The sequence below is a fragment of the Kocuria sp. KKT182 genome, from assembly GCF_055635395.1.
In genome coordinates this window covers 1,742,762-1,762,305 of record NZ_CM145757.1, presented here as the reverse complement: position 1 = coordinate 1,762,305, position 19,544 = coordinate 1,742,762, and the positions used below count along the sequence as shown (strand labels likewise).

At 74.1% G+C, this 19,544-nt stretch carries 17 protein-coding genes; 9 read left to right on the top strand and 8 right to left on the bottom strand.

Annotation, left to right across the window (positions count from 1 at the left end; translation table 11 throughout):
* Positions 1-73 precede the first annotated feature (73 nt).
* Positions 74-781, bottom strand: a complete 708-nt coding sequence (locus ACZ2G1_RS08100) for an AfsR/SARP family transcriptional regulator (RefSeq protein ID WP_035928176.1) — start codon at positions 779-781, stop codon at positions 74-76.
* Between the two features lie 324 nt (positions 782-1,105).
* Here ACZ2G1_RS08100 and ACZ2G1_RS08095 point away from each other — a divergent pair, with 324 nt between their 5' ends.
* Positions 1,106-1,369, top strand: coding sequence for a hypothetical protein (locus ACZ2G1_RS08095; RefSeq protein ID WP_017833496.1), 264 nt, complete (start codon positions 1,106-1,108; stop codon positions 1,367-1,369).
* A gap of 132 nt (positions 1,370-1,501) precedes the next feature.
* Here ACZ2G1_RS08095 and purB read toward each other — a convergent pair whose 3' ends face one another.
* Positions 1,502-2,929: an adenylosuccinate lyase gene (gene purB / locus ACZ2G1_RS08090; RefSeq protein ID WP_035928180.1), complete on the bottom strand. Its 1,428-nt coding sequence runs from the start codon at positions 2,927-2,929 to the stop codon at positions 1,502-1,504.
* A gap of 167 nt (positions 2,930-3,096) precedes the next feature.
* Here purB and ACZ2G1_RS08085 point away from each other — a divergent pair, with 167 nt between their 5' ends.
* From ACZ2G1_RS08085 to ACZ2G1_RS08065, 5 genes are all read left to right on the top strand, one after another.
* Positions 3,097-4,260 carry a histidinol-phosphate transaminase gene (locus ACZ2G1_RS08085; protein WP_470377675.1) on the top strand — a complete coding sequence of 388 codons (1,164 nt, stop codon included), beginning with the start codon at positions 3,097-3,099 and terminating at the stop codon, positions 4,258-4,260.
* Between the two features lie 56 nt (positions 4,261-4,316).
* Positions 4,317-5,624, top strand: coding sequence for a thiamine pyrophosphate-dependent enzyme (locus ACZ2G1_RS08080; protein ID WP_081994485.1), 1,308 nt, complete (start codon positions 4,317-4,319; stop codon positions 5,622-5,624).
* The gene (locus ACZ2G1_RS08075) at positions 5,621-6,604 is read left to right on the top strand and encodes an alpha-ketoacid dehydrogenase subunit beta (RefSeq protein WP_035928182.1); all 984 of its coding nucleotides are present in this window, start codon (positions 5,621-5,623) and stop codon (positions 6,602-6,604) included. Before ACZ2G1_RS08080 ends, ACZ2G1_RS08075 begins: the two co-directional genes overlap by 4 nt.
* A gap of 82 nt (positions 6,605-6,686) precedes the next feature.
* Positions 6,687-8,135: a dihydrolipoamide acetyltransferase family protein gene (locus ACZ2G1_RS08070; RefSeq protein ID WP_470377674.1), complete on the top strand. Its 1,449-nt coding sequence runs from the start codon at positions 6,687-6,689 to the stop codon at positions 8,133-8,135.
* 469 nt (positions 8,136-8,604) lie between these two features.
* Positions 8,605-9,834 (top strand): aminotransferase class I/II-fold pyridoxal phosphate-dependent enzyme, encoded by a 1,230-nt coding sequence (locus tag ACZ2G1_RS08065; RefSeq protein ID WP_272026152.1) that lies wholly within the window; start codon positions 8,605-8,607, stop codon positions 9,832-9,834.
* Here the strand turns inward: ACZ2G1_RS08065 and ACZ2G1_RS08060 are convergent.
* From ACZ2G1_RS08060 to ACZ2G1_RS08040, 5 genes are all read right to left on the bottom strand, one after another.
* Positions 9,800-10,519: a DNA-3-methyladenine glycosylase I gene (locus ACZ2G1_RS08060; protein WP_470377673.1), complete on the bottom strand. Its 720-nt coding sequence runs from the start codon at positions 10,517-10,519 to the stop codon at positions 9,800-9,802. The two genes, ACZ2G1_RS08065 and ACZ2G1_RS08060, sit on opposite strands and share 35 nt — an antisense overlap.
* A gap of 130 nt (positions 10,520-10,649) precedes the next feature.
* A complete protein-coding gene (locus ACZ2G1_RS08055) occupies positions 10,650-11,663 on the bottom strand; it encodes a hypothetical protein (protein WP_017832667.1) in 1,014 nt (337 codons plus the stop codon).
* A complete protein-coding gene (locus ACZ2G1_RS08050; protein ID WP_017832666.1) occupies positions 11,660-12,955 on the bottom strand; it encodes a sensor histidine kinase in 1,296 nt (431 codons plus the stop codon). Before ACZ2G1_RS08050 ends, ACZ2G1_RS08055 begins: the two co-directional genes overlap by 4 nt.
* Before the next feature lie 33 nt (positions 12,956-12,988).
* On the bottom strand, positions 12,989-13,705 hold the full coding sequence (locus tag ACZ2G1_RS08045) for a LuxR C-terminal-related transcriptional regulator (protein WP_017832665.1): 717 nt from the start codon (positions 13,703-13,705) through the stop codon (positions 12,989-12,991).
* Positions 13,706-13,841: 136 nt separating this feature from the next.
* Complete coding sequence (locus tag ACZ2G1_RS08040) at positions 13,842-14,810, bottom strand: hypothetical protein (RefSeq protein ID WP_109221701.1); 969 nt, start codon at positions 14,808-14,810, stop codon at positions 13,842-13,844.
* 113 nt (positions 14,811-14,923) lie between these two features.
* Here ACZ2G1_RS08040 and ACZ2G1_RS08035 point away from each other — a divergent pair, with 113 nt between their 5' ends.
* Complete coding sequence (locus ACZ2G1_RS08035) at positions 14,924-16,630, top strand: long-chain-fatty-acid--CoA ligase (RefSeq protein WP_470377672.1); 1,707 nt, start codon at positions 14,924-14,926, stop codon at positions 16,628-16,630.
* A gap of 10 nt (positions 16,631-16,640) precedes the next feature.
* Here the strand turns inward: ACZ2G1_RS08035 and ACZ2G1_RS08030 are convergent, their stop codons facing one another.
* Entirely contained in the window at positions 16,641-17,255 is a 615-nt protein-coding gene (locus tag ACZ2G1_RS08030; RefSeq protein WP_017832662.1) for a flavin reductase family protein, read from the bottom strand.
* Positions 17,256-17,441: 186 nt separating this feature from the next.
* Here ACZ2G1_RS08030 and ACZ2G1_RS08025 point away from each other — a divergent pair, with 186 nt between their 5' ends.
* Together ACZ2G1_RS08025 and ACZ2G1_RS08020 are read left to right on the top strand one after the other, a co-directional pair.
* Entirely contained in the window at positions 17,442-18,377 is a 936-nt protein-coding gene (locus ACZ2G1_RS08025) for a LysR substrate-binding domain-containing protein (RefSeq protein WP_470377671.1), read from the top strand.
* Entirely contained in the window at positions 18,374-19,477 is a 1,104-nt protein-coding gene (locus ACZ2G1_RS08020; protein ID WP_035928199.1) for a mandelate racemase/muconate lactonizing enzyme family protein, read from the top strand. Before ACZ2G1_RS08025 ends, ACZ2G1_RS08020 begins: the two co-directional genes overlap by 4 nt.
* Positions 19,478-19,544 lie beyond the last annotated feature (67 nt).

Below are 19,544 nucleotides of genomic sequence, written 5' to 3'. Positions count from 1 at the left end.
ACGCCGTTGCCCCGCCGCCGGGCACGCACCGGCCGGGACGGCTCAGGGCGGGACGGCTCCGTGCGGGAGCGCGTCAGGCGCTGCGCATGTGGCCCATCAGCTGGGTGATCTGGGGGGAGGGCGGCGCTCCGAGCTCGTCGGCCATCGTGCTGCAGAAGCTGCGGAACGTCTGCAGGGCCGGGGCGTTGTTGCCGAGACCCAGGTCCGCCTCGATCGACACGCGGACCGCGCTCTCCCGCAGCGGGTCCAGGGCCCGGACGTTGTCGGCGAGCACGTGGGCCCGGTAGAAGTCGCGGTGCTCCAGGGAGAGCCGGGCGAGGTGCTCCACGGCGTTGACGTACAGGGTCCGCAGCCGGTCCTGCTCGGCCATCACCCAGCCGTCGTACCAGCCGGGCAGAAGCTGGGCGCCGTCGGGGGACAGGAACCAGGGGTCCTCCGTCACGGGCGCCGTGGCGGTGGCCGCCCGGTCCAGGGACGCGCGCAGCTCGTGCAGGTCCACGGTGACCGTTTCGGCCAGGGCGATGTTGTTGCCGCGGGCCCCGACGGCTCCGGGCACCTGGCGCGAGATGTTGAAGACGGTGGTGCGCAGGCTGCCCATCGCGCGCTCCGCGGTCCGGTCGGGCCACAGCAGCTCGCCGAGGAACCGGCGCGGCTTGGGACCGAGGACGGCGAGCGCGGCCAGCAGGCGCTGCTGCCGGTGGCCCAGGGCCAGCACGGTGCCGTCGAGCTCGACCTCGACGTTGCCGAGAAGCCGCAGCCTGATCGAGTGTTCCCCATCCATTGTCATGATCCCCCACTGTCATGATCACTGTCCCCGGTGCGCCCGGAGCCTGCCTTCCCCCGAAGGCCGTGGTCCGAGCACCGTCCTCTCCGGTCCCGCGGACCAGGATCCAGGTCCGCCGCGAGAGAGGGTTCAGGCACCGATGATCCCGGGCAACGCCCCGTGAGTCAAAAGCGAACGCCCGGAGTGCGTCAAAAGCAAACGAAAACCCAGGCGGCCGGCACACGACCCCGGTGGAGGGTGGTGCGCAGGACCGCACCGTGGTATACGACTGATCCCCGGACCGGCGGTGCCGGCCGGGGCACGAGCTCAGGAGTTCTACCGATGACCGACCAGCGACCCGTCACGGGCGTCCGCACGGACCCCCTCGGGAACATCGTCGCCCTGTGCAATCCCGCGGAGGTGTGGTCCCCGCGGTCGACCACCCGGATCATCCGGGACATCGAGAGCGAGGTCCACCTCTACTACGTCCCGGGGTCGTCGGGGCAGCTGCGGGTCCGCGTGGTGTCCGCCGGGTGCGAGAAGCGGCTGTGGGCCGCCCCGGAGGACACCGTGTGCAACAACCTGCACGACCTCCCGTCCGTCTGATCCGCACGGACTGATCCGCACGGACTGGTCCGCACGGACTGGTCCGCACGGGCCGATCCGCGCGGCACGGGGTGCCCGGGCGCGTCCCGGCGCCCCGTGCCCGGGCACCCCGTCGTCACGCGGGGCGCGGGCTCACAGGAAGCGCACGAGGTCCGCCGCGATGCCCGTGTAGGTGGCCGGGGTCAGCCCGGACAGCCGCTGCTCCGCGGCCGGGGACAGGCCCAGGCCCGCCACGAACTCCTGGAGCCGGGCGGCGTCCACCCGGCGGCCGCGGGTCAGGTCCTTGAGGCGCTCGTAGGGGTTGTCCATGCCCTCGACGCCGGCGATCGCCTCGGCGCGCATGACCATCTGGACCGCCTCCGCGAGGACCTCCCAGTTCGCGTCGAGATCGGCGGCCAGGACCGCCTCCGCCACGTCGAGGCGGGCCAGGCCCTTGCTCACGTTGGAGACCGCGAGCAGGGAGTGCCCGAAGGCCACGCCGATGTTGCGCTGGGACGAGGAGTCGGTGAGGTCGCGCTGCCACCGGGACGTCACGAGCGTGGCGCCGAGGGCGTCCAGCAGGGCGTTGGAGAGCTCGAGGTTCGCCTCGGCGTTCTCGAAGCGGATGGGGTTGACCTTGTGCGGCATGGTGGAGGAGCCGGTGGCGCCCTCCACCGGGATCTGCTGGAAGTAGCCGATCGAGATGTAGGACCAGACGTCGGTGCAGAAGTTGTGCAGGATCCGGTTGAACCGGGCGAGGTCGGCGTAGAGCTCGGCCTGCCAGTCGTGGGACTCGATCTGGGTGGTCAGCGGGTTCCAGGACAGGCCCAGGCCCTCCACGAACTCGCGCGAGACCTCCGTCCAGTCCGCGTCCGGGACGGACGCGTAGTGGGCGGCGTAGGTGCCCGTGGCGCCGTTGATCTTCCCCAGGTACTCGGTGCGCTCGATCCGGGACAGCTGGCGGCCCAGGCGGTGGGCGACCACCGCCATCTCCTTGCCCAGCGTGGTGGGCGTGGCGGGCTGGCCGTGGGTGCGGGAGAGCATGGGGGTCTCCGCCGCGGACCCGGCCAGCGCCGCGACGTCGGCCACGAGCGCCCGGGCCGCGGGCAGCCACACGTCGGTCGTGGCGTCCTTGACTCCCAGGGCCCACGCCAGGTTGTTGATGTCCTCGGAGGTGCAGCCGAAGTGCACGAGGGGGACCAGGTGCTCCAGTCCCAGGGCGGGCAGCCGGCGGCCGATGTAGTACTCCACGGCCTTGACGTCGTGGACCGTCACGGCCTCGATCTCCGCGAGCTCCGCGACCGAGTCCGTGTCGAAGTCCGTGACGATCCGGCGCAGCCCCGCGGTCTGCTCCTCGGTCAGGGGCGCCAGCCCCGGCAGCACCGACCGCTCGGCGAGGTGCAGGAACCACTCGACCTCCACGTGCACGCGGTTGCGGTTGAGGGCGGCCTCGGAGAGGTGGTCGACCAGGGGCGCGACCACGGGCTGGTAGCGGCCGTCGAGGGGCCCCAGCGCGACGGGCGGGACGGCGGCGGCGAGCGCCGCGCGCCCTGAGGACAGGATGCGATCGGTGTTGGGCATGGGCACATTCTTCCACGGCCCCCGCGCGCTCCCGGGCGGACGAATTGTCGTCCGCCGCCAACTTTCGCGGAACCCGGTTGTAGCTTTCGCCCCGAAAAGCAGCGGGTCGTCCGGAGGGGCGTCATCGACCGGGGGAACCCCGGGGGTGCGGGGATAGCATGACCTCCATGAGTACCAGCGACGCTACCCGCACCCTGGCCGGCACCGCCCCGGCCTCGGGCCCGGCCACCGCCACCACCCCGGCGGTCCGGCCGCGCCCGGCTCTGTCCCGACTTCCCCGCTACGCGGCCGGCAAGCCCCCGGTCGTGGTGGACGGGCTCGTGTCCTACAAGCTGTCCTCCAACGAGAACCCGTTCGGGCCCGTGCCCGCCGTCAAGGAGGTCCTCGCCGGCTGGGATGCGGTGCACCGCTACCCCGAGACGACCTCCGCGGAGCTGCGGGAGGTGCTCGGCGAGTTCCTCGGCGTTCCCGCCGAGGACATCGTCACCGGCGCCGGCAGCCTCGGCGCGCTCAACCAGCTGCTCGGCGCCTTCGTGGGCGCCGGCGAGGACGGCACCCCGGACGAGGTGGTGCACGCCTGGCGCTCCTTCGAGGCCTACCCGATCAGCATCGGGCTCTCCGGCGGGCTGGGCGTCCCGGTCCCGAACCGCCGCGACGGCTCCCACGACCTCGAGGCCATGGCCGCCGCGGTCACCGCCCGGACGAAGGTCGTGCTGCTGTGCACGCCGAACAATCCGACGGGCCCCAGCCTCACCACCGCGCAGGTCGAGGAGTTCCTCGCCGCCGTGCCGCGCGACGTGGTCGTGGTGATCGACGAGGCGTACCAGGAGTTCCAGCGCCGCGACGACCTCGTCGACGGCGTCGACCTGTACCGCCGGCACCCCAACGTCGTCGTGCTGCGGACGTTCTCCAAGGCCCACGGTCTGGCCGGGCTCCGGATCGGCTACTCCGTGGCCCGCCAGGAGATCACCCAGTACCTGCGCCAGGCGTCCCCCGCGTTCTCCGTGACCGACCTCGCCCAGCGCGCGGCGATCGCGTCCGTGCGCCACTACGACCAGGTGGCCGAGCGCGTCCAGCGGGTCGTCGACGAGCGGGAGCGGGTCCTCGCCGGGCTCGACGGGCTCGGCTGGCCGTACCCGCAGACGCAGGCGAACTTCGTGTGGCTGAACCTGGGCGAGCACAGCGGGGGCTTCGCCGAGCTGTGCGACGCCCACGCCCTGTCCGTGCGCCGCTTCGGCGACGAGGGCGTGCGCGTGACCATCGGGGAGCCGGAGGCCAACACCCGGTTCCTGGAGCTGTGCGCGCAGTTCCCCCACTCGCCCGTGCTCTGATCCGCGGCCGCGCCGGCCCGGCTCCCTCCCGAGCAACCCGAAAGGACGTCCCGCCCATGGATGCCGCCCCATCGTCCCCGGCCGCCCCCGTGCCGGCCCGCACCGTGCCGACGCCGGAGGTGCGCACGCGCCTGGTGCGGCTCCTCGACCGGGACGGCCGGCTGAGCGAGGACCCGGTCCTGTCCCCGTACGTGCGCGACGTCGACGCCGAGCAGCTGCGCGGGCTGTACCGCTCGATGGCGCTGGCCCGCCGCTTCGACGAGGAGGCGACCAACCTCCAGCGGCAGGGGCAGCTGGTGCTGTGGGCGCCGATGCGCGGGCAGGAGGCAGCCCAGGTGGGCTCCGCCCGTGCGCTGCGCCCGGCCGACCACGTGTTCCCGACCTACCGGGAGCACGCCGTGGCCATCGAGCGGGGCGTCGAGCCCGCCGAGCTGCTCACCGTGTTCCGCGGGCACAGCGCCGGGGGCTGGCGGCCCAGCCGGCACCACATGAACGTCTACTCCATCGTGCTCGGCTGCCAGGTCCCGCACGCCGTGGGCTACGCCATGGGCATCGACCTGGACCGGCGGACGGCCGAGGCGGAGGGCCGGGAGGCCGAGCCGGCGGCCGCGGTCGTCTACTTCGGGGACGGCACCTCCACCCAGGGCGAGGTCCACGAGGGCATGGTCTTCGCCGCGTCCTACGACGCCCCGGTGGTCTTCTTCGTGCAGAACAACCAGTGGGCCATCTCGGTGCCGTTCCGCACCCAGTCCCGCGTGCCCCTGGCCGAGCGCGCCGCGGGGTACGGCTTCGAGGGGATCCGCGTGGACGGCAACGACGTGCTCGCGGTGCTGGCGGCCTCGCGGTACGCGCTCGAGAAGGCCCGCGCCGGCCAGGGCCCGGTGCTCGTGGAGGCCGAGACCTACCGGCTCGGGGCCCACACCACCGCGGACGACCCCACCAAGTACCGCCTGCGGGAGGACGAGCAGCACTGGAGCGAGCTCGACCCGCTGCTCCGTCTCGAGGCGCACCTGCGCGAGGCCCACGGCACCGGCGACGACTTCTTCGCCGACGTCGCGGCCGACGCCCAGGCGTTCGCCGACCAGGCCCGCGCCCTCGTGCTGGCCATGGACCCGCCCGCGTTCGAGGACTTCTTCGACCGGCCCTACGCCGAGCCGCACGCCCTCGTGGAGGAGGAGCGCGCCTGGTACGCGGCCTACCAGGCGGGCTTCGCCGACACCGACACCGACACCGACGACGACGCCGGGCCGGGCCCCGCCGGACCGGACCGGGGCACGCAGGCCGCGGGGCTGACCGTGGCGGCCGACCCCGTGGCCGGGGCCCCCGACCCGCAGACCGCCGGCACCCAGGAGGACCTCGCATGAGCACCGCACCGGACCTGACGATCGCGAAGGCGGTCAACGCGGGCCTGCGCCGGGCCATGGAGGAGAACCCCCGGGTGCTGCTCATGGGCGAGGACATCGGCTCCCTCGGCGGCGTCTACCGCGTCACCGAGGGGCTCAAGGCGGACTTCGGCGCCCACCGGGTGATGGACACCCCGCTGGGGGAGGCCGGGATCGTGGGCACCGCCATCGGGCTCGCCCTGCGCGGCTACCGGCCCGTGTGCGAGATCCAGTTCGACGGCTTCTCCTTCCCGGCGTTCAACCAGATCACCACGCAGCTGGCCAAGATGCGCAACCGCACCAACGGGGACGTCACCGTCCCCGTGACGATCCGCATCCCGTACGGCGGGGTCATCGGCTCCGTGGAGCACCACTCGGAGTCCCCCGAGGCGCTGTTCGCGCACACGGCGGGGCTGCGCATCGTCACGCCGTCCAACGCCCAGGACGCCTACTGGATGACCCAGCAGGCCATCGCGTGCGAGGACCCCGTCATCGTCTTCGAGCCCAAGCGGCGGTACTGGCTCAAGGGCGCGGTGGACGTCGAGCGCCCGACCGCCGACCCGTTCTCCGCGCAGGTCGTCCGCCACGGCGAGGACGCCACCGTGGTGGCCTGGGGCCCCCTCGTGCCGGTCGCGCTCGCCGCGGCGCAGGCGGCGGAGGAGGACGGGCGCAGCGTCGAGGTGATCGACCTGCGCTCGCTGTCGCCGATCGACTTCGACACCCTCGAGGACTCCGTGCGCCGGACGGGCCGCCTCGTCGTCGCCCACGAGGCCCCGACCTTCGGCGGCCTCGGCGGGGAGATCGCCGCCCGCCTCACCGAGCGGGCGTTCTACTCCCTGGAGGCACCGGTGCTGCGGGTGGGCGCCTACCACCTGCCGTACCCGGTGGCCGCCGTCGAGGACCAGTACGTGCCTGACCTCGACCGCATCCTCGAGGCCCTGGACCGGTCCTTCGCCTACTGACCCCGCCGACCCGGTCGCCGGCCCCCGGGCCGGCGGCACCGCCGCCGGCCCGGGGGCCGCGCGCGAGAGAGGAAGTACTGACATGCCCCAGATCTTCAACCTGCCCGACGTCGGCGAGGGCCTGACCGAGGCGGAGATCCTCGCGTGGAAGGTCGCACCGGGGGAGACCGTCACGGTCAACCAGGTGCTCGTCGAGATCGAGACCGCGAAGTCCGTGGTCGAGCTGCCGTCCCCGTACGCCGGCACCGTCCTGGACCTGCTGGCCGCCGAGGGCAGCACGGTCGAGGTCGGCGCCCCCATCATCGCCGTGGGCTCCCCGGGCGAGTCGGCGGAGCCCGCCCCGGCCTCCGGCGTCCCCGGGATCCTGGGGGAGGGCGGGGAGCCCGGTGCGGACCGGCCGCTCGTCGGCTCCGGGCCCAAGGCCGACCCCGTGCGCCGGCGCCGCCGGGCGGTCCCGCCGACGGCGCCGGAGGCCGAGCCGGAGTCGGCCCGGCCCGCGGGCTGGACGGAGAAGCTGTCCCGGGGCCCGCTGGGCGCCGGGCTCGGCGGTGGGATCGGCACGGCGGCCCAGGGCATCGCCGGGCGCGCCGCCCGGCTGGCCGAGGACAGAGGCGTCTGGCGCCGGCCCGGGCGCGGCGACGTGCCCCCGGCCGTCGAGGTCGTCCCGCGCCGCCCGGCGCTCGCGAAGCCCCCCGTCCGGAAGGCCGCACGGGACCTGGGCGTCGACCTCGCCGACGTCCCCGCCACGGGCGCCGCCGGACAGATCACCAAGCAGGACCTGCTCGCCCACGTGGCGCGGCTCGGCGAGGCCGTGGACCGGCGCCGGCCCGCGGCCCCGGAGGAGCGGATCGAGCGGATCCCCGTCAAGGGCGTGCGGAAGGCCACGGCGCAGAACATGGTGCGCAGCGCCTTCAGCGCCCCGCACGCCTCGGTCTTCGTGGAGGTCGACGCCACGCGCACCATGGAGTTCGTCCAGCGGCTCAAGGCCGCCCCGGACTACGAGGGCGTCAAGGTCACGCCCCTGCTCGTGCTCGCGAAGGCCGTCGTGTGGGCCGCGGCCCGCAACCCGATGGTCAACGCGACGTGGACGGACGAGGAGATCCTCGTCAAGCACTTCGTCAACCTGGGCATCGCCGCGGCCACCCCGCGGGGTCTGATGGTGCCCAACGTCAAGGACGCCCAGGACCTCTCGCTGCGCGAGCTGGCCGTGGCCCTCGACGAGCTCTCCCGGACCGCTCGGGCGGGGCGCACGCAGCCGGCCGACATGCAGGGCGGCACCCTGACCGTGACCAACATCGGGGCCCTGGGCCTCGACACCGGCACGCCGATCATCAATCCCGGCGAGGTGGCGATCATCGCGTTCGGGAGCATCAAGCAGAAGCCGTGGGTCGTGGACGGCGCCGTGGTGCCCCGCTGGGTCACCACGCTGGGCGGGTCCTTCGACCACCGCGTGGTCGACGGGGACCTCGCGGCCCGCTTCACCGCGGACGTGGCCCGGATCCTCGAGGAGCCGGCGCTGCTGCTGGAGTGAGCCCCGGCCCGTGCGGTCCGCGGCACGAGCGGCACGGCAACGGCCCCGCACCGATCGGTGCGGGGCCGTGTGCTGCGTCGTCGACGCGCGTGCCGCCACGTCTCACGGCTCTCCCCGCCGGGCCGTGGCCCGACGCCGCACCGACGTGGAACTGGGCGGTTGCGTCCCGTGCCCGGCGCCCCATCTCCTGTGGACCCGTGATTGAAATCCCCCCAGACACAATCACACATCTCATTCACGATGGATCACTCGTGCGACGCCGGCCGCGGTGGCAACCTGCCCGTCGGCCCCCGGCACTGCTGCCGGAGACCTGTCCCCCCACGCCCGGAGGACCGCCTCAGTGCGGCCTCCTGACGTCCAGGACTGGGTCCAGTATTGCGGAGGTCTGGACAAAAGTCTGTCCCCCGATGTGCGCATGACGGGGCATGACCGCGATCGCGCCGGACCGCGGCGGCCGTAGGCTGGGCGCATGCCTGCGCACCTGCCGCCCCGTCCCTCCGCACGCTCGGCGGTGCCGCCGTTCCGGGTGATGGAGATCCTCGCCGACGTCGAGCGCCTGCGCGCCGCCGGCCGGGACGTCGTCTCCCTCTGCGCGGGGGAGCCCTCCGGCGGCGCCCCGGGTCCCGTCGCGCGGGCGGCCGCCCGGGTGCACGCCCGCAACGAGGGGCTGGGCTACACCCCCGCCCTCGGGATCGAGCCGCTGCGCCGGGCGGTGGCCGGCCACTACGCCCGGTGGTACGGGCTCGACGTCCGTCCCGAGGACGTCGCGATCACCACGGGGGCCTCCGGGGCGCTCGTGCTCACCTTCCTGGCGGCGTTCGACGCGGGGGACCGGGTGGCGGTGTGCCGGCCGGGCTACCCCGCCTACCGCAACACCCTGGCCGCCCTGGGCGCCGAGGTGGTCGAGCTCGACTGCGGGGCGGCGACCCGCTTCCAGCCCACGCCCGGGATGCTCGACGCCGCGGTCGCCGAGCACGGGCCCCTGCAGGGACTGGTGGTGGCGGGCCCGGCGAACCCGACCGGCACCGTGCTGGAGCCCGGGGAGCTGGCGGCGCTGGCCCGGTGGTGCGCCGAGCACGGGACGCGCCTGATCAGCGACGAGATCTACCACGGGATCGTGCACACCGCCCCGGAGGGCGGCGCGCCCCGCGACGGCGGACCGTACCGGGGCACCAGCGCGTGGGAGCACGACCGCGACGCCGTGGTGATCTCCTCCTTCTCCAAGTACTGGGGGATGACGGGCTGGCGGCTGGGGTGGGCCCTGCTGCCCCGGGACCTCTCGGCCGCGGTCGACGCGCTGGCCGGCAACCTGAGCCTCTGCCCGCCCGCCGCCGCGCAGCACGCCGCCGTGGAGGCCTTCACCCCGGACGCCTACGCCGAGGCGGACCGGGCGGTCGAGCAGTTCGCGCGCTCCCGGAGCCTGCTCCTGGACGCGCTCCCGGCGCTCCGGTGGGGCGAGGTCGCGCCGGCGGACGGGGCGTTCTACCTCTACGCCGACCTCGGGGAGCAGCTCGAGCGGCACGGCAGCTCCCTGGAGTGGTGCCGGCGGCTGCTGGAGGCGGAGGCCGTCGCGGTCGTCCCGGGCCTGGACTTCGACGCCGCACGCGGCCACCGCGCAGTGCGGCTGTCCTTCGCCGCGGGGCCCGACCGGGTGGAGGAGGCCCTCACCCGGATCCTCCGGTTCCAGTCCCGTCCCTGAAGCACCCGGCCAGGTGCCCGGGGAGCACCCCGGTGCGGAGCAGGAACCGGTGCGCGGTGGTGCGCCCCACGAACACGAGTCCCTGCTCCTTGAGCCGGGCGGCCAGCCGGTCCCCCTCGGGGGAGCGGCGCGACTCCTCCAGGACGGTCAGGGGCGGCTCGGCGGCGGCCGGACGGAGATCCCGGACGTGCTCCGCCCAGTCCTCGGGACCGAGTCCGCGGCAGGCGCGCGCGTTGTGCACCACGGCCTCGATCTTGACCCGGTTGCGGATGACCGCGGGATCCAGGAGCAGCTCGTCGACGTCGTCCTCGGTCATCCGGGCGATCTCCTCGGGGACGAAGTCCCGCAGCGCCCGGCGCAGGCCCTCCCGCCGCTGGGCGATGCTCCAGCGGGCCAGGCCCGCCTGGAAGATCTCCAGGCCGAGGGCCTCGAACCAGCCGGAGGAGTCCGCGGGCCGTGCGCCCCAGCGCCGGTCGTGCTCCTCGAGGGCGGCCGGGCCCGTGGGCGCCCAGGGGCAGCGGCGCAGGCCGTCCCCGCAGAGCACGGCGCGGAAGGCGTCGTAGGGGGAGCGGACGCCACCGTCCCGGAGGGCGGTGTCGGGCGGGCGGTCGCCGGGGCGGTCGTGGGTGCCGCGGGAGCGGTCGACGGCGGGGTGCGGGCCGTGCCCGGCGGAGGCGGTGTCCATGGGGCCACGGTAGGAACGCCGGGCCGGCGGACCGCAGGGACGCGGCTCCCTGTGGACGGTGCCGCCGGTGTCCGGGGCGCCGGACGACCGGGTGCAGTGCGGGTGCCCGCACCGCGGGCGGTGGAGCCGGTCAGAACCGGGAGACCGCACCGGTGCCGTCGGCGATCTCGATGGCCACGGGCTCCTCGTCCCCGGCGTTGCCGTCGTGGACGATGAACACCGCGGCGGGCTCTCCCTCCGGGAAGGCGCGGATCGTGACCGACCCCGAGGTCGCGGCGTTGAGCACCTCCATGGCCTGGCGGGTGGCCGCGCGCAGCACCGCCGTGGGCAGGGGCCTGCCGCGCTCGTCCAGGATGTCCACCAGCACGCCCCGGGCCCGCGCCGCCCGCGTGACCTCGAGCAGGTAGGGGGTGGCGATCGACCGGCCCCGGATGGAGTCCCGCAGCTGCGCCTCGGTGAGGCGGAACTGTTCGATCTCGTACTCGGAGACGGGGGAGGGGTCGTGCGCGATCCGCTCGAGCAGCCCGCCCGCGAGGCGGCGCACCTCGTGCACGCGCTGCACGGAGGCGTTGACCGTGTCCTGCTCCGCCTCGTCGTGGGAGCGCGCCGAGATCACCATGTCCCGGGCCTCGGCGAACGCGGCGGAGGCCCGGTCGTACTCCCGGGCGATGAGCTGGCTCGCGAGCAGCAGGGCCGCCGCCGCGGCGTTCGTCAGCGCCGCGTCCCAGAGGCCCAGGGCGGAGCGGGCGCCCCACGTCATGGACACGGCGACCGCGATGACGAGCGTGGCCCAGCCCCACCCCGCGCGGCGCCGGATGCCCAGGACCACGAGGAAGCCGTCGAAGCCCAGGGTGAACCACTGCCCGCCGAACAGCTCCGCCTGGGGGTTCAGGGCGTCGTAGGAGCGCTGGATCGACACCAGCATGAGGAGCACGCCCAGGGCCGCGGGCAGATCGGGCAGCCGGCGCTGCCGGTACGGGTAGACGACCAGCGCCACCGCGACCACGTAGGTCACGAGCGCGGCCTGCATGAGGTCCGGCTTGTCCATGCTGGGCGTCTGCAGGATCCCGAGCACCACGGGGATCAGGAAGAACACCGTGGCGGCGACCAGGCTCAGGGGATGGAAGAGGGTGCGGGAGATCACGGCTGCGCGTCCCGGGGCCAGAGGATCGTGACGCGGGTGCCGCGTCCCGGTGCGCTGTCGACGTCCACCGCGCCGCCCACGTGGCGCACGTTGCCCAGGATGGACACGCGCACCCCGAGCCGCCGGGAGTCGATGCTGCGGACCTGGAAGCCGCGGCCGCGGTCCACCACCTGGAAGCGAAGGAAGAAGCCCTCGGGGTTGAGGGGGGTGGGCGGGCACACGCCGCCGTCCATGGTCACGAAGGTGACCTCGGTGCCGGCGTGGCGGGCGCTGTTGGAGACCGCCTCGGTGACCGCCTGCACGAGCGCCTGCGCCGTCTCCACGGGGATGAGCGGGCGCGGCTGGCCGGGGGGCCTGATGTAGGGGGTGATGCTGTTGAAGCGCACCCGGTTGCGCCACGGGGACAGGGACTCGAGGAGGTCGTCGAGCAAGGTGTGCACCATGGTGGTGCCCTTGCCCTCGGCGCGGCGCTCCTCGAAGGCGAGGACCTCGAGGGCCCGCTGGGCCAGCTCCCGGGTGCGCCGCTGGACGGGGCCCGGGGCCCGTCCGGCGTCCAGCAGGGCGGCCATGACGTTGTCGTGGATGAGGCGGTCCAGCCGCTCCTGCTCCTCGGCCTGCGAGCGCGAGCGGTTCAGCTGCAGCTCCTGCGCGATCGCGGCCGCGTACACCTGGTCCGCGTTCTGCCCGCCCTTGTAGACCAGGCTGATCAGCACCACGAGGACCACGCCGAACGCGATCCGGCTCGTGGCGTCGAACAGCACGCCCATCACGTCCGCCGACTCCGTGGTGCGCACCATGACCAGGACGTAGAAGACCGTGACGGACGCCAGGTACGCGACTGCCAGCTCGATGCTCCACGCGACCACGGTGGCGGCGGCCGCGAGCAGGATGAACGGCTCCACCCACGGGTCCTGCGGCGGAGCGGCGCCCGTCCAGGCGAGCGGGAGGGTCAGGACGGTGAGGGCCACGAGCACCGGGGCCGCGAGCACCGGCCACATCCGCACCTGCCGCCTGGCGCCCTGGAGGAGCATCGCGCCGCCGTTGACCAGGAGGGCCAGCAGGAACACCAGGTGCCACCGTTCGAAGGCGCGCAGCTGGTCCTCGACGATGGTGAGGGCCTCCAGGAACAGCGCGACGACGACCAGCCCGTGGCAGATGTTCGCGAGCAGGTGGATGCGGTAGGAGTTCATCCCCAGCTCCTGCGGCGAGGTCGGCACCAGGAGGCTGCTGCGGCGCCGCCGGGCGGGGACCTTCCGGTAGGCGAGCGGGGGCCGGTGCGCGGCGTGGCTCACGGAGCGGCGGCCCTCACCGGGGCGTGGGGCGGATCACAGATGCTTCTCCGCCGTGGTGATGTCCGCCGTGGGCTCGACCAGGCCGTCCTCGATCGCCCGGATGCGCAGGTCGATCTTGGTGGGCGCCGGGCGTCCGACGCGCGCGTACTTCTCCCGGATGCGGTCGATGTTGGTCTTGACGGCGCTCTGCTTGATGCCCATCCGGCGTGCGACCTGGACCTGGGCGAAGCCGGAGGCGTAGAGCCGCAGGGTCTCCTGCTCCCGCGGGGAGAGGCTGGCCCGGGAGAACTCCACGTCCCCGTCGATCGCGGCGGCGAGCTCCTTGGTGATCACGGGCTTGCCCTCGGCGATGTTGCGGGCCTCCTCGATCGCGTGCTCGAGCGGGTCCGACTTGCGCACCAGGCCCAGCGCGCCGGCCCGCAGCGCCTCGCGGATCAGCGCGGCGTTCTCGCCGATGCTGAAGATGAGCACCTTCATGCCGGCGGCGCGCAGCAGCTCCACGTTGGTGGCGGGTCGGGACATGTCGTCGAGGGACAGGTCCAGGAGCACGACCTCGCACTCGATCCGCTTGGCGCCCTGGGCGGTGAGGGCGGGGTTCTCGGGGTCCCGGCCCAGCTGGTCGAGGAGTCCGGGGACGCTGGAGGCCGATCCGACGAGCTTCACGTCCGCCTGCGAGGTCATGGAGACGAGGCGGACGCCCTCCCGGACGACCTCGTGGTCATCGACGACGGCGACAAGGGTGGACGGCATGGGTGTTTCCTCCGGGTGCTGCTCGGTGGGCCGGTCCGCAGATTTCCGCGTGGGGGTGACGGATCTCACCGAGGTGCTCCGATTGTCCCCCCTTTGGTGGTCGGATGCGAACCCGACACGGTGCCGGGACGCAAAGTTACCGGGCCCGGTCCTCCGGTCCGTCCCCCCAGCGATCGACCCTGCGGTGGTAGCGGACGCCCCACAGCCCGCCGAGCACCGCCGCGAGCAGGTCGACGGCGAGCACGGCGAGGACCGCGAGCAGGCCCGGGACCAGCAGGTCGCCGATCAGCGCCTGGGCCGAGACGCCCACGGGCGCCAGGCCGACGGTGTCGGCCCACACCAGTCCCGCGACGGTGGCCACGGAGCGGCCGAACAGGGACCACAGCCACACGGACACGCCCTGCCGTGCCCCGGAGAACCGCGCCATCCGGCCCGCGGCGTAGCCGCCGCCCAGGAACGCGATGAACTCGACCAGGCCGAGGGCGGCCGCTCCCGTCCAGGCCGCCGCGGACCCGGCGGCGAGGTCGTCCACCACGCCGCCGACCCCGTCCACGAGGCGCAGCCCCAGCGCGGCCGCGGTCAGGCCCGCCAGGGCCAGGAGCAGCCAGGACAGGGCCATGGCGCTGAGCCAGCCGAAGAAGCCGGGCACCAGCTGGAGGCCCCCGAACTCCTCCCGCTGCCGGGCGAGACGGGTCGCGGCGTCGACCGGGACGCCGGAGGACGGGTCGCCGGAGAACGGGCCGTCGGGTCCGGCGCCGTAGCCGGGCGCGGGGCCGTAGCCGGCCGCGGCGCCGGGGGCCCCGACCGCGGGCGTCGGGTCCGTGCGCGGCCGCGGGTCCTCCGGCACCGGGCGCTGGGCGGTCACCGCCGGCAGCGGCCGGGTGTGCTGGTCGTCCTCGTCGTCGTACCAGGACCAGTCCTCGGTCCCGCCGCTCCCGGCGCCCCCCTCGGGGGCGTCGTGCGGCGAGCCGCCGCCGGCCGGGGCGGCGAACCGGCTGACCGGGGGCAGCGGCCGGGTGGCGTCCGGGGAGTCGTGCGGACCGGTGTCCGACCAGGGCGTCGGGTCGTCGGGGGAGGGCGAGCCGGGGGTCGAGGAGGGCGTCATGGCACCGGAGTCTACGGCCGGTTCCCGGACCGGGCCCGGTGAGCCGTCCCGTCCTGCACGGGGTGTCGCCGTGGCCGGGCGGCCGGGTGCCGCCGCCGAGTAGGGTCGGGACCATGCCTGTCGACACCGTCCGCGAGTTCCTGCGTGCCCGCCCCTGGACCGCCAGCTACGACCCGGGCGTCCCCGCGGACCTGGACCTGCCGGAGACGTCCCTGGTGCACATGCTCGAGCGCTCCGTCGCCCGCCACGGTGCGAGCACCGCGCTCGAGTTCTTCGGGGCCACGACCTCCTACGCCGCCCTGGGCCGGCAGGTCGACCGCGCGGCCGAGGGCCTGCGCCGGCTGGGCGTGGGCCGCGGCGACCGGGTCGCGATCGTCCTGCCCAACTGCCCGCAGCACGTCGTGGCGTTCTACGCGGTGCTGCGCCTGGGGGCCGTCGTCGTCGAGCACAACCCGCTCTACACGGCCCCGGAGCTGCGCCACCAGTTCGAGGACCACGGGGCGCGCGTGGCGATCGTCTGGGACCGGGCGGCCGAGCGGGTGCGCTCCCTGCCCGCGGACCTGCGGGTCGACGCGGTCGTGTCCGTGGACATCACCGCCGCGATGCCGCGGGCGAAGCGGCTGGCCTTGCGCCTGCCGCTGCCGGGCGCACGCGCCTCCCGCGCGCAGCTCACCGGCCCCGCCCCGGGCACGATCCCCTGGCGGGAGCTGCTGGCCTCCGCCCCGATCGCCGCGGAGCACCCGCGGCCCGCCGCGCACGACCTCGCGCTGCTGCAGTACACCTCCGGCACCACCGGGCTGCCCAAGGGGGCGATGCTCTCGCACCGCAACCTCGAGTCCAACGCCCTCATGGGCCGGCACTGGCTCGGCTCCGGCGAGCGCGAGGTGGTGCACGGCGTGCTGCCGCTCTTCCACGCCTTCGGCCTGACCCTGGGCGTGACGTTCGCGATGTCCCTCGGCGCGCGGCTCGTGCTCTTCCCGACCGTGCGCGCGGACCTGATCCTCGGGGCGATGAAGCGCGCCCGCCCCACGGTGCTGCCCGCGGTGCCGCCGGTGTACCAGAAGCTCCTCGACGCCGCACCGGAGCAGGGCGTGGACCTGCGCGGCATCCCGGTGGCCGTCTCCGGGGCCATGAGCCTGCCGGTCCCGCTCGTGGAGCAGTGGGAGCGGGCCACCGGGGGGATCCTGATCGAGGGCTACGGACTGACCGAGTGCTCCCCGCTGGTGGCCTGCAACCCGCTCAACGACTCCCGCCGGGCGGGCTCCATCGGGATCCCGTTCCCGTCCACCGACATCCGGCTCGTCGACCCGGACACCCTCGAGGACGTCCCCCCGGAACACCCCGGGGAGCTCTGGGTGCGGGGCCCGCAGGTCTTCCAGGGGTACTGGAAGCGCCCCGACGAGACCGCCCGGACGCTCACGGACGACGGGTGGCTGCGCACCGGCGACATCGTCACCGTCGACGAGGACGGGTTCCTGCAGGTGGTCGACCGGCTCAAGGAGGTCGTGATCACCGGAGGGTTCAACGTGGCCCCCAGCGAGGTCGAGGACATGCTGCGCCGGCACCGCGCCGTGGCGGACGCCGCGGTGGTGGGGCTCGCCGACCCCAGCGGCAGCGAGGTGGTCGTCGCCGCCGTGACCCTCGTGCCGGGCGCCGAGCTCGACGAGGCGGCCCTGCGCGAGCACTGCTGGGCGGGCCTGGCCCGCTACAAGGTCCCCCGGCGGATCGTGGCCGTGGAGGAGCTCCCGCGCACGATGCTCGGCAAGATCCAGCGCCGGGAGGTCCGCGAGCAGCTGCGGCGCACGGGCGTGCGGCTCTGAGCCCGGGGGCTCAGGGCAGGTCCGCCTCCGGGGCGACGTCCCGGTAGGGGACCCGCCGGATCGACCGGATCCGGCCCAGCTCGCCCCACTCGTCGCGCCCCAGCCGCGCGATCGGGCGCAGCGTCCGCACGACCGGGCCCCGCTCGTCCATGTCCTCCTCGTCCACGACCACGTGCGTGACCTCGCCGAGGACAAGGAAGCAGTTGCCCACGGGGATGGGGTCCGTGTGCAGCCGGCACTCGATGGCGGCGGGGGACTCGGCCACGCGGGGGACGGCCACGGTGAGCGAGGGCTCACGGGTGAGGCCCACGGCGTCGAACTCGCTGATCTCGGGAGGGTAGTCGGTGCTGGTCGCGTTGATCCGCTCGAACAGCCCCTCGGGCGCGAAGCTGACCACGAACTCCCCGGTCTGCCGGATGTTGCGGAGGCTGTCCTTCTCGCCGACCGAGACGAACTGGACGATCGTGGGGTTCTCCGAGGCGACCGTGAAGAACGAGTGCGGGGCCAGGTTGTCGACGCCTGCGGCCGAGCGGGAGCTGACCCACGCGATGGGGCGGGGGACCACGAGGGACTTGACCGCCCGGGCGAAGGAGCCGTGCCGGTCGGCGGTGATGTCGGTGCGCATGGGCCCATTGCACCACCTCGACGGGCCGCGGGCACAGGGCGCGGCCCCGGGGCGCACGGCGGCAGCGGAGTCGATTAGGGGCCACGGATGTCCTAATGGAGCATTTTGGGTGTACTCTGTGGATCAATATGACGGGTGGCGGTCGACGACGACCCCTCCGACCGAGCGGAAGGGCCAGGTGCCACGATGGAGATCCGGCAGCTCAACTACTTCATCGCCGTGGCCGAGGAGCGCCACTTCGGCCGCGCCGCCAAGCGCCTGCACATGGCCCAGCCGCCGCTGTCCCAGCAGATCCGCCAGCTCGAGGAGCAGCTCGGCGTGCGGCTGCTGGACCGGACCACCCGGCGGGTGGACCTCACCGCCGCCGGCCAGGTGCTCCTGGACCGGGGGCGGCGGATCATCAACGAGATCGAGGCCCTCAAGGCCGACGTCTACCAGGTGGGGCAGGGGGCCACGGGTGTGCTGCGGGTCGGCTTCTCCGGCTCGGCCACCTACGGGGTGATGCCGCAGGTCGTGCGGCGGGCGAAGGAGACGATGCCCGGGCTGTCCATGGCGCTGCACGGCGAGATGCTGACCCCCGCCATGGAGGAGGGGCTGCGGGAGCACACCCTCGACGCCGCCCTCCTGCGCCCGCCCGTGGCCTCTGCGGACGTCGAGTACCGGGTGGTCGCCCGCGAGCCGCTCGTGGTGGCGCTGCCCTCCTTCAGCGCCCTCGCCGTGGACCTGCCCGTGGCCGTGCACGAGCTGCAGGACCAGGAGTTCATCACCTACCCGCCCGACTCCGTGCTCTACCGCACCGCCGCGGACCTCTGCCGCCAGGCCGGCTTCCAGCCGCGGATCGCCCAGGTGGCGGGGGAGACGTCCACGCTGATGTCCTTCGTGGCCGCCGGCGGCGGGGTGGCCGTGGTGCCCGCCGGGGTGCGCGCCTTCCAGCTCGAGGGCGTCGTCTACCGCGACATCGAGCACTCGCCGCAGATCGAGCTCGCCGTCGCGTGGCGGCGCGAGGACCGCTCCGCGCTCCTGCACAACTTCATCGACCTCGTCGTCGACGTCCAGGCCGCCCCCGGGTCCCCCGGCGGCACGCCCGTCCCGCCCGCCCAGGAAAGGCCCGCCCGCCCATGAAGATCGCGACCGTCGAGGCGATCCCCTACTCGATCCCCTACGTCCACCCGCTGCACTTCGCCTCGGGCGCCGTCCACGAGGCGGACCACGTGCTGGTGCGGATCACCACCGACGACGGGATCGTGGGCACCGCCGACACCCCGCCGCGGCCCTACACCTACGGCGAGACCCAGAAGTCCATCGTGGCCGTCGTCGAGGACCTCTTCGCCCCGCAGCTGGTGGGCCTGGACGTCCTCGACCGCGAGAAGGTCCAGGCCGTGCTGGCCCGCACCGTCCACAACCAGACCGCCAAGGGCGCCGTGGACATCGCCCTGTGGGACGTCATCGGCCAGTTCCTCGGGCAGCCGGTGACCAGACTGCTGGGCGGGTTCACCGACTCCATGCGGGTCTCCCACATGCTGGGCTTCAAGCCGGCCCAGGAGCTGCTGGACCTCGCCCTTCGGTTCCGCGAGACCTACGGCATCACCACGTTCAAGCTCAAGACCGGCCGGCACCCGATCGGCCTCGACGTCGAGGCCGCGGCCGTGCTGCGCGAGGGCCTGGGCGAGGACGCCGAGCTCTACATGGACGCCAACCGCGGCTGGTCCGCCAACGAGGCCATGGAGGTGCTGCGCCGCACGGCCGACCTGGGCCTGCAGTTCCTCGAGGAGCCCGACGACGCCCGCGAGGTGCTCGGCCGCCGCCGCCTGGTGGAGCGCTCGACGATCCCCATCGCCGCCGACGAGTCCGCCCCGAACCTGGGGGAGGCCGCAAAGGAGATCCTCACCGGCGGGGCGAACCTGCTGGCGGTGAAGACCGCCCGCTCCGGCTTCACCGAGGCCGCGAAGATCGTGGGCATGGCCGAGGGCATGGGGGTGGACGTCTACGTGGGCAACCAGATCGACACCCAGGTCGGCACGATCGCCTCCGTGGTCTTCGGCGCGGCCCTGGCCCACACCTCGAAGCGGGCCGGGGAGCTGTCCAACTTCCTGGACATGTCCGACGACCTCCTCGCCGAGCCCGTGGTCATCGCCGACGGCCGGATCCGCGTGCCGGACGTGCCCGGGGTGGGCACCGCCGTGGACGAGGACAAGCTCACCCGCTACCGCACCGACCGGTAGACCCGGCCCGGTAGACCCGGCCCGGGAACCCAGCCCGAGATCTCAGCCCGAGAACCCATCCCGACGG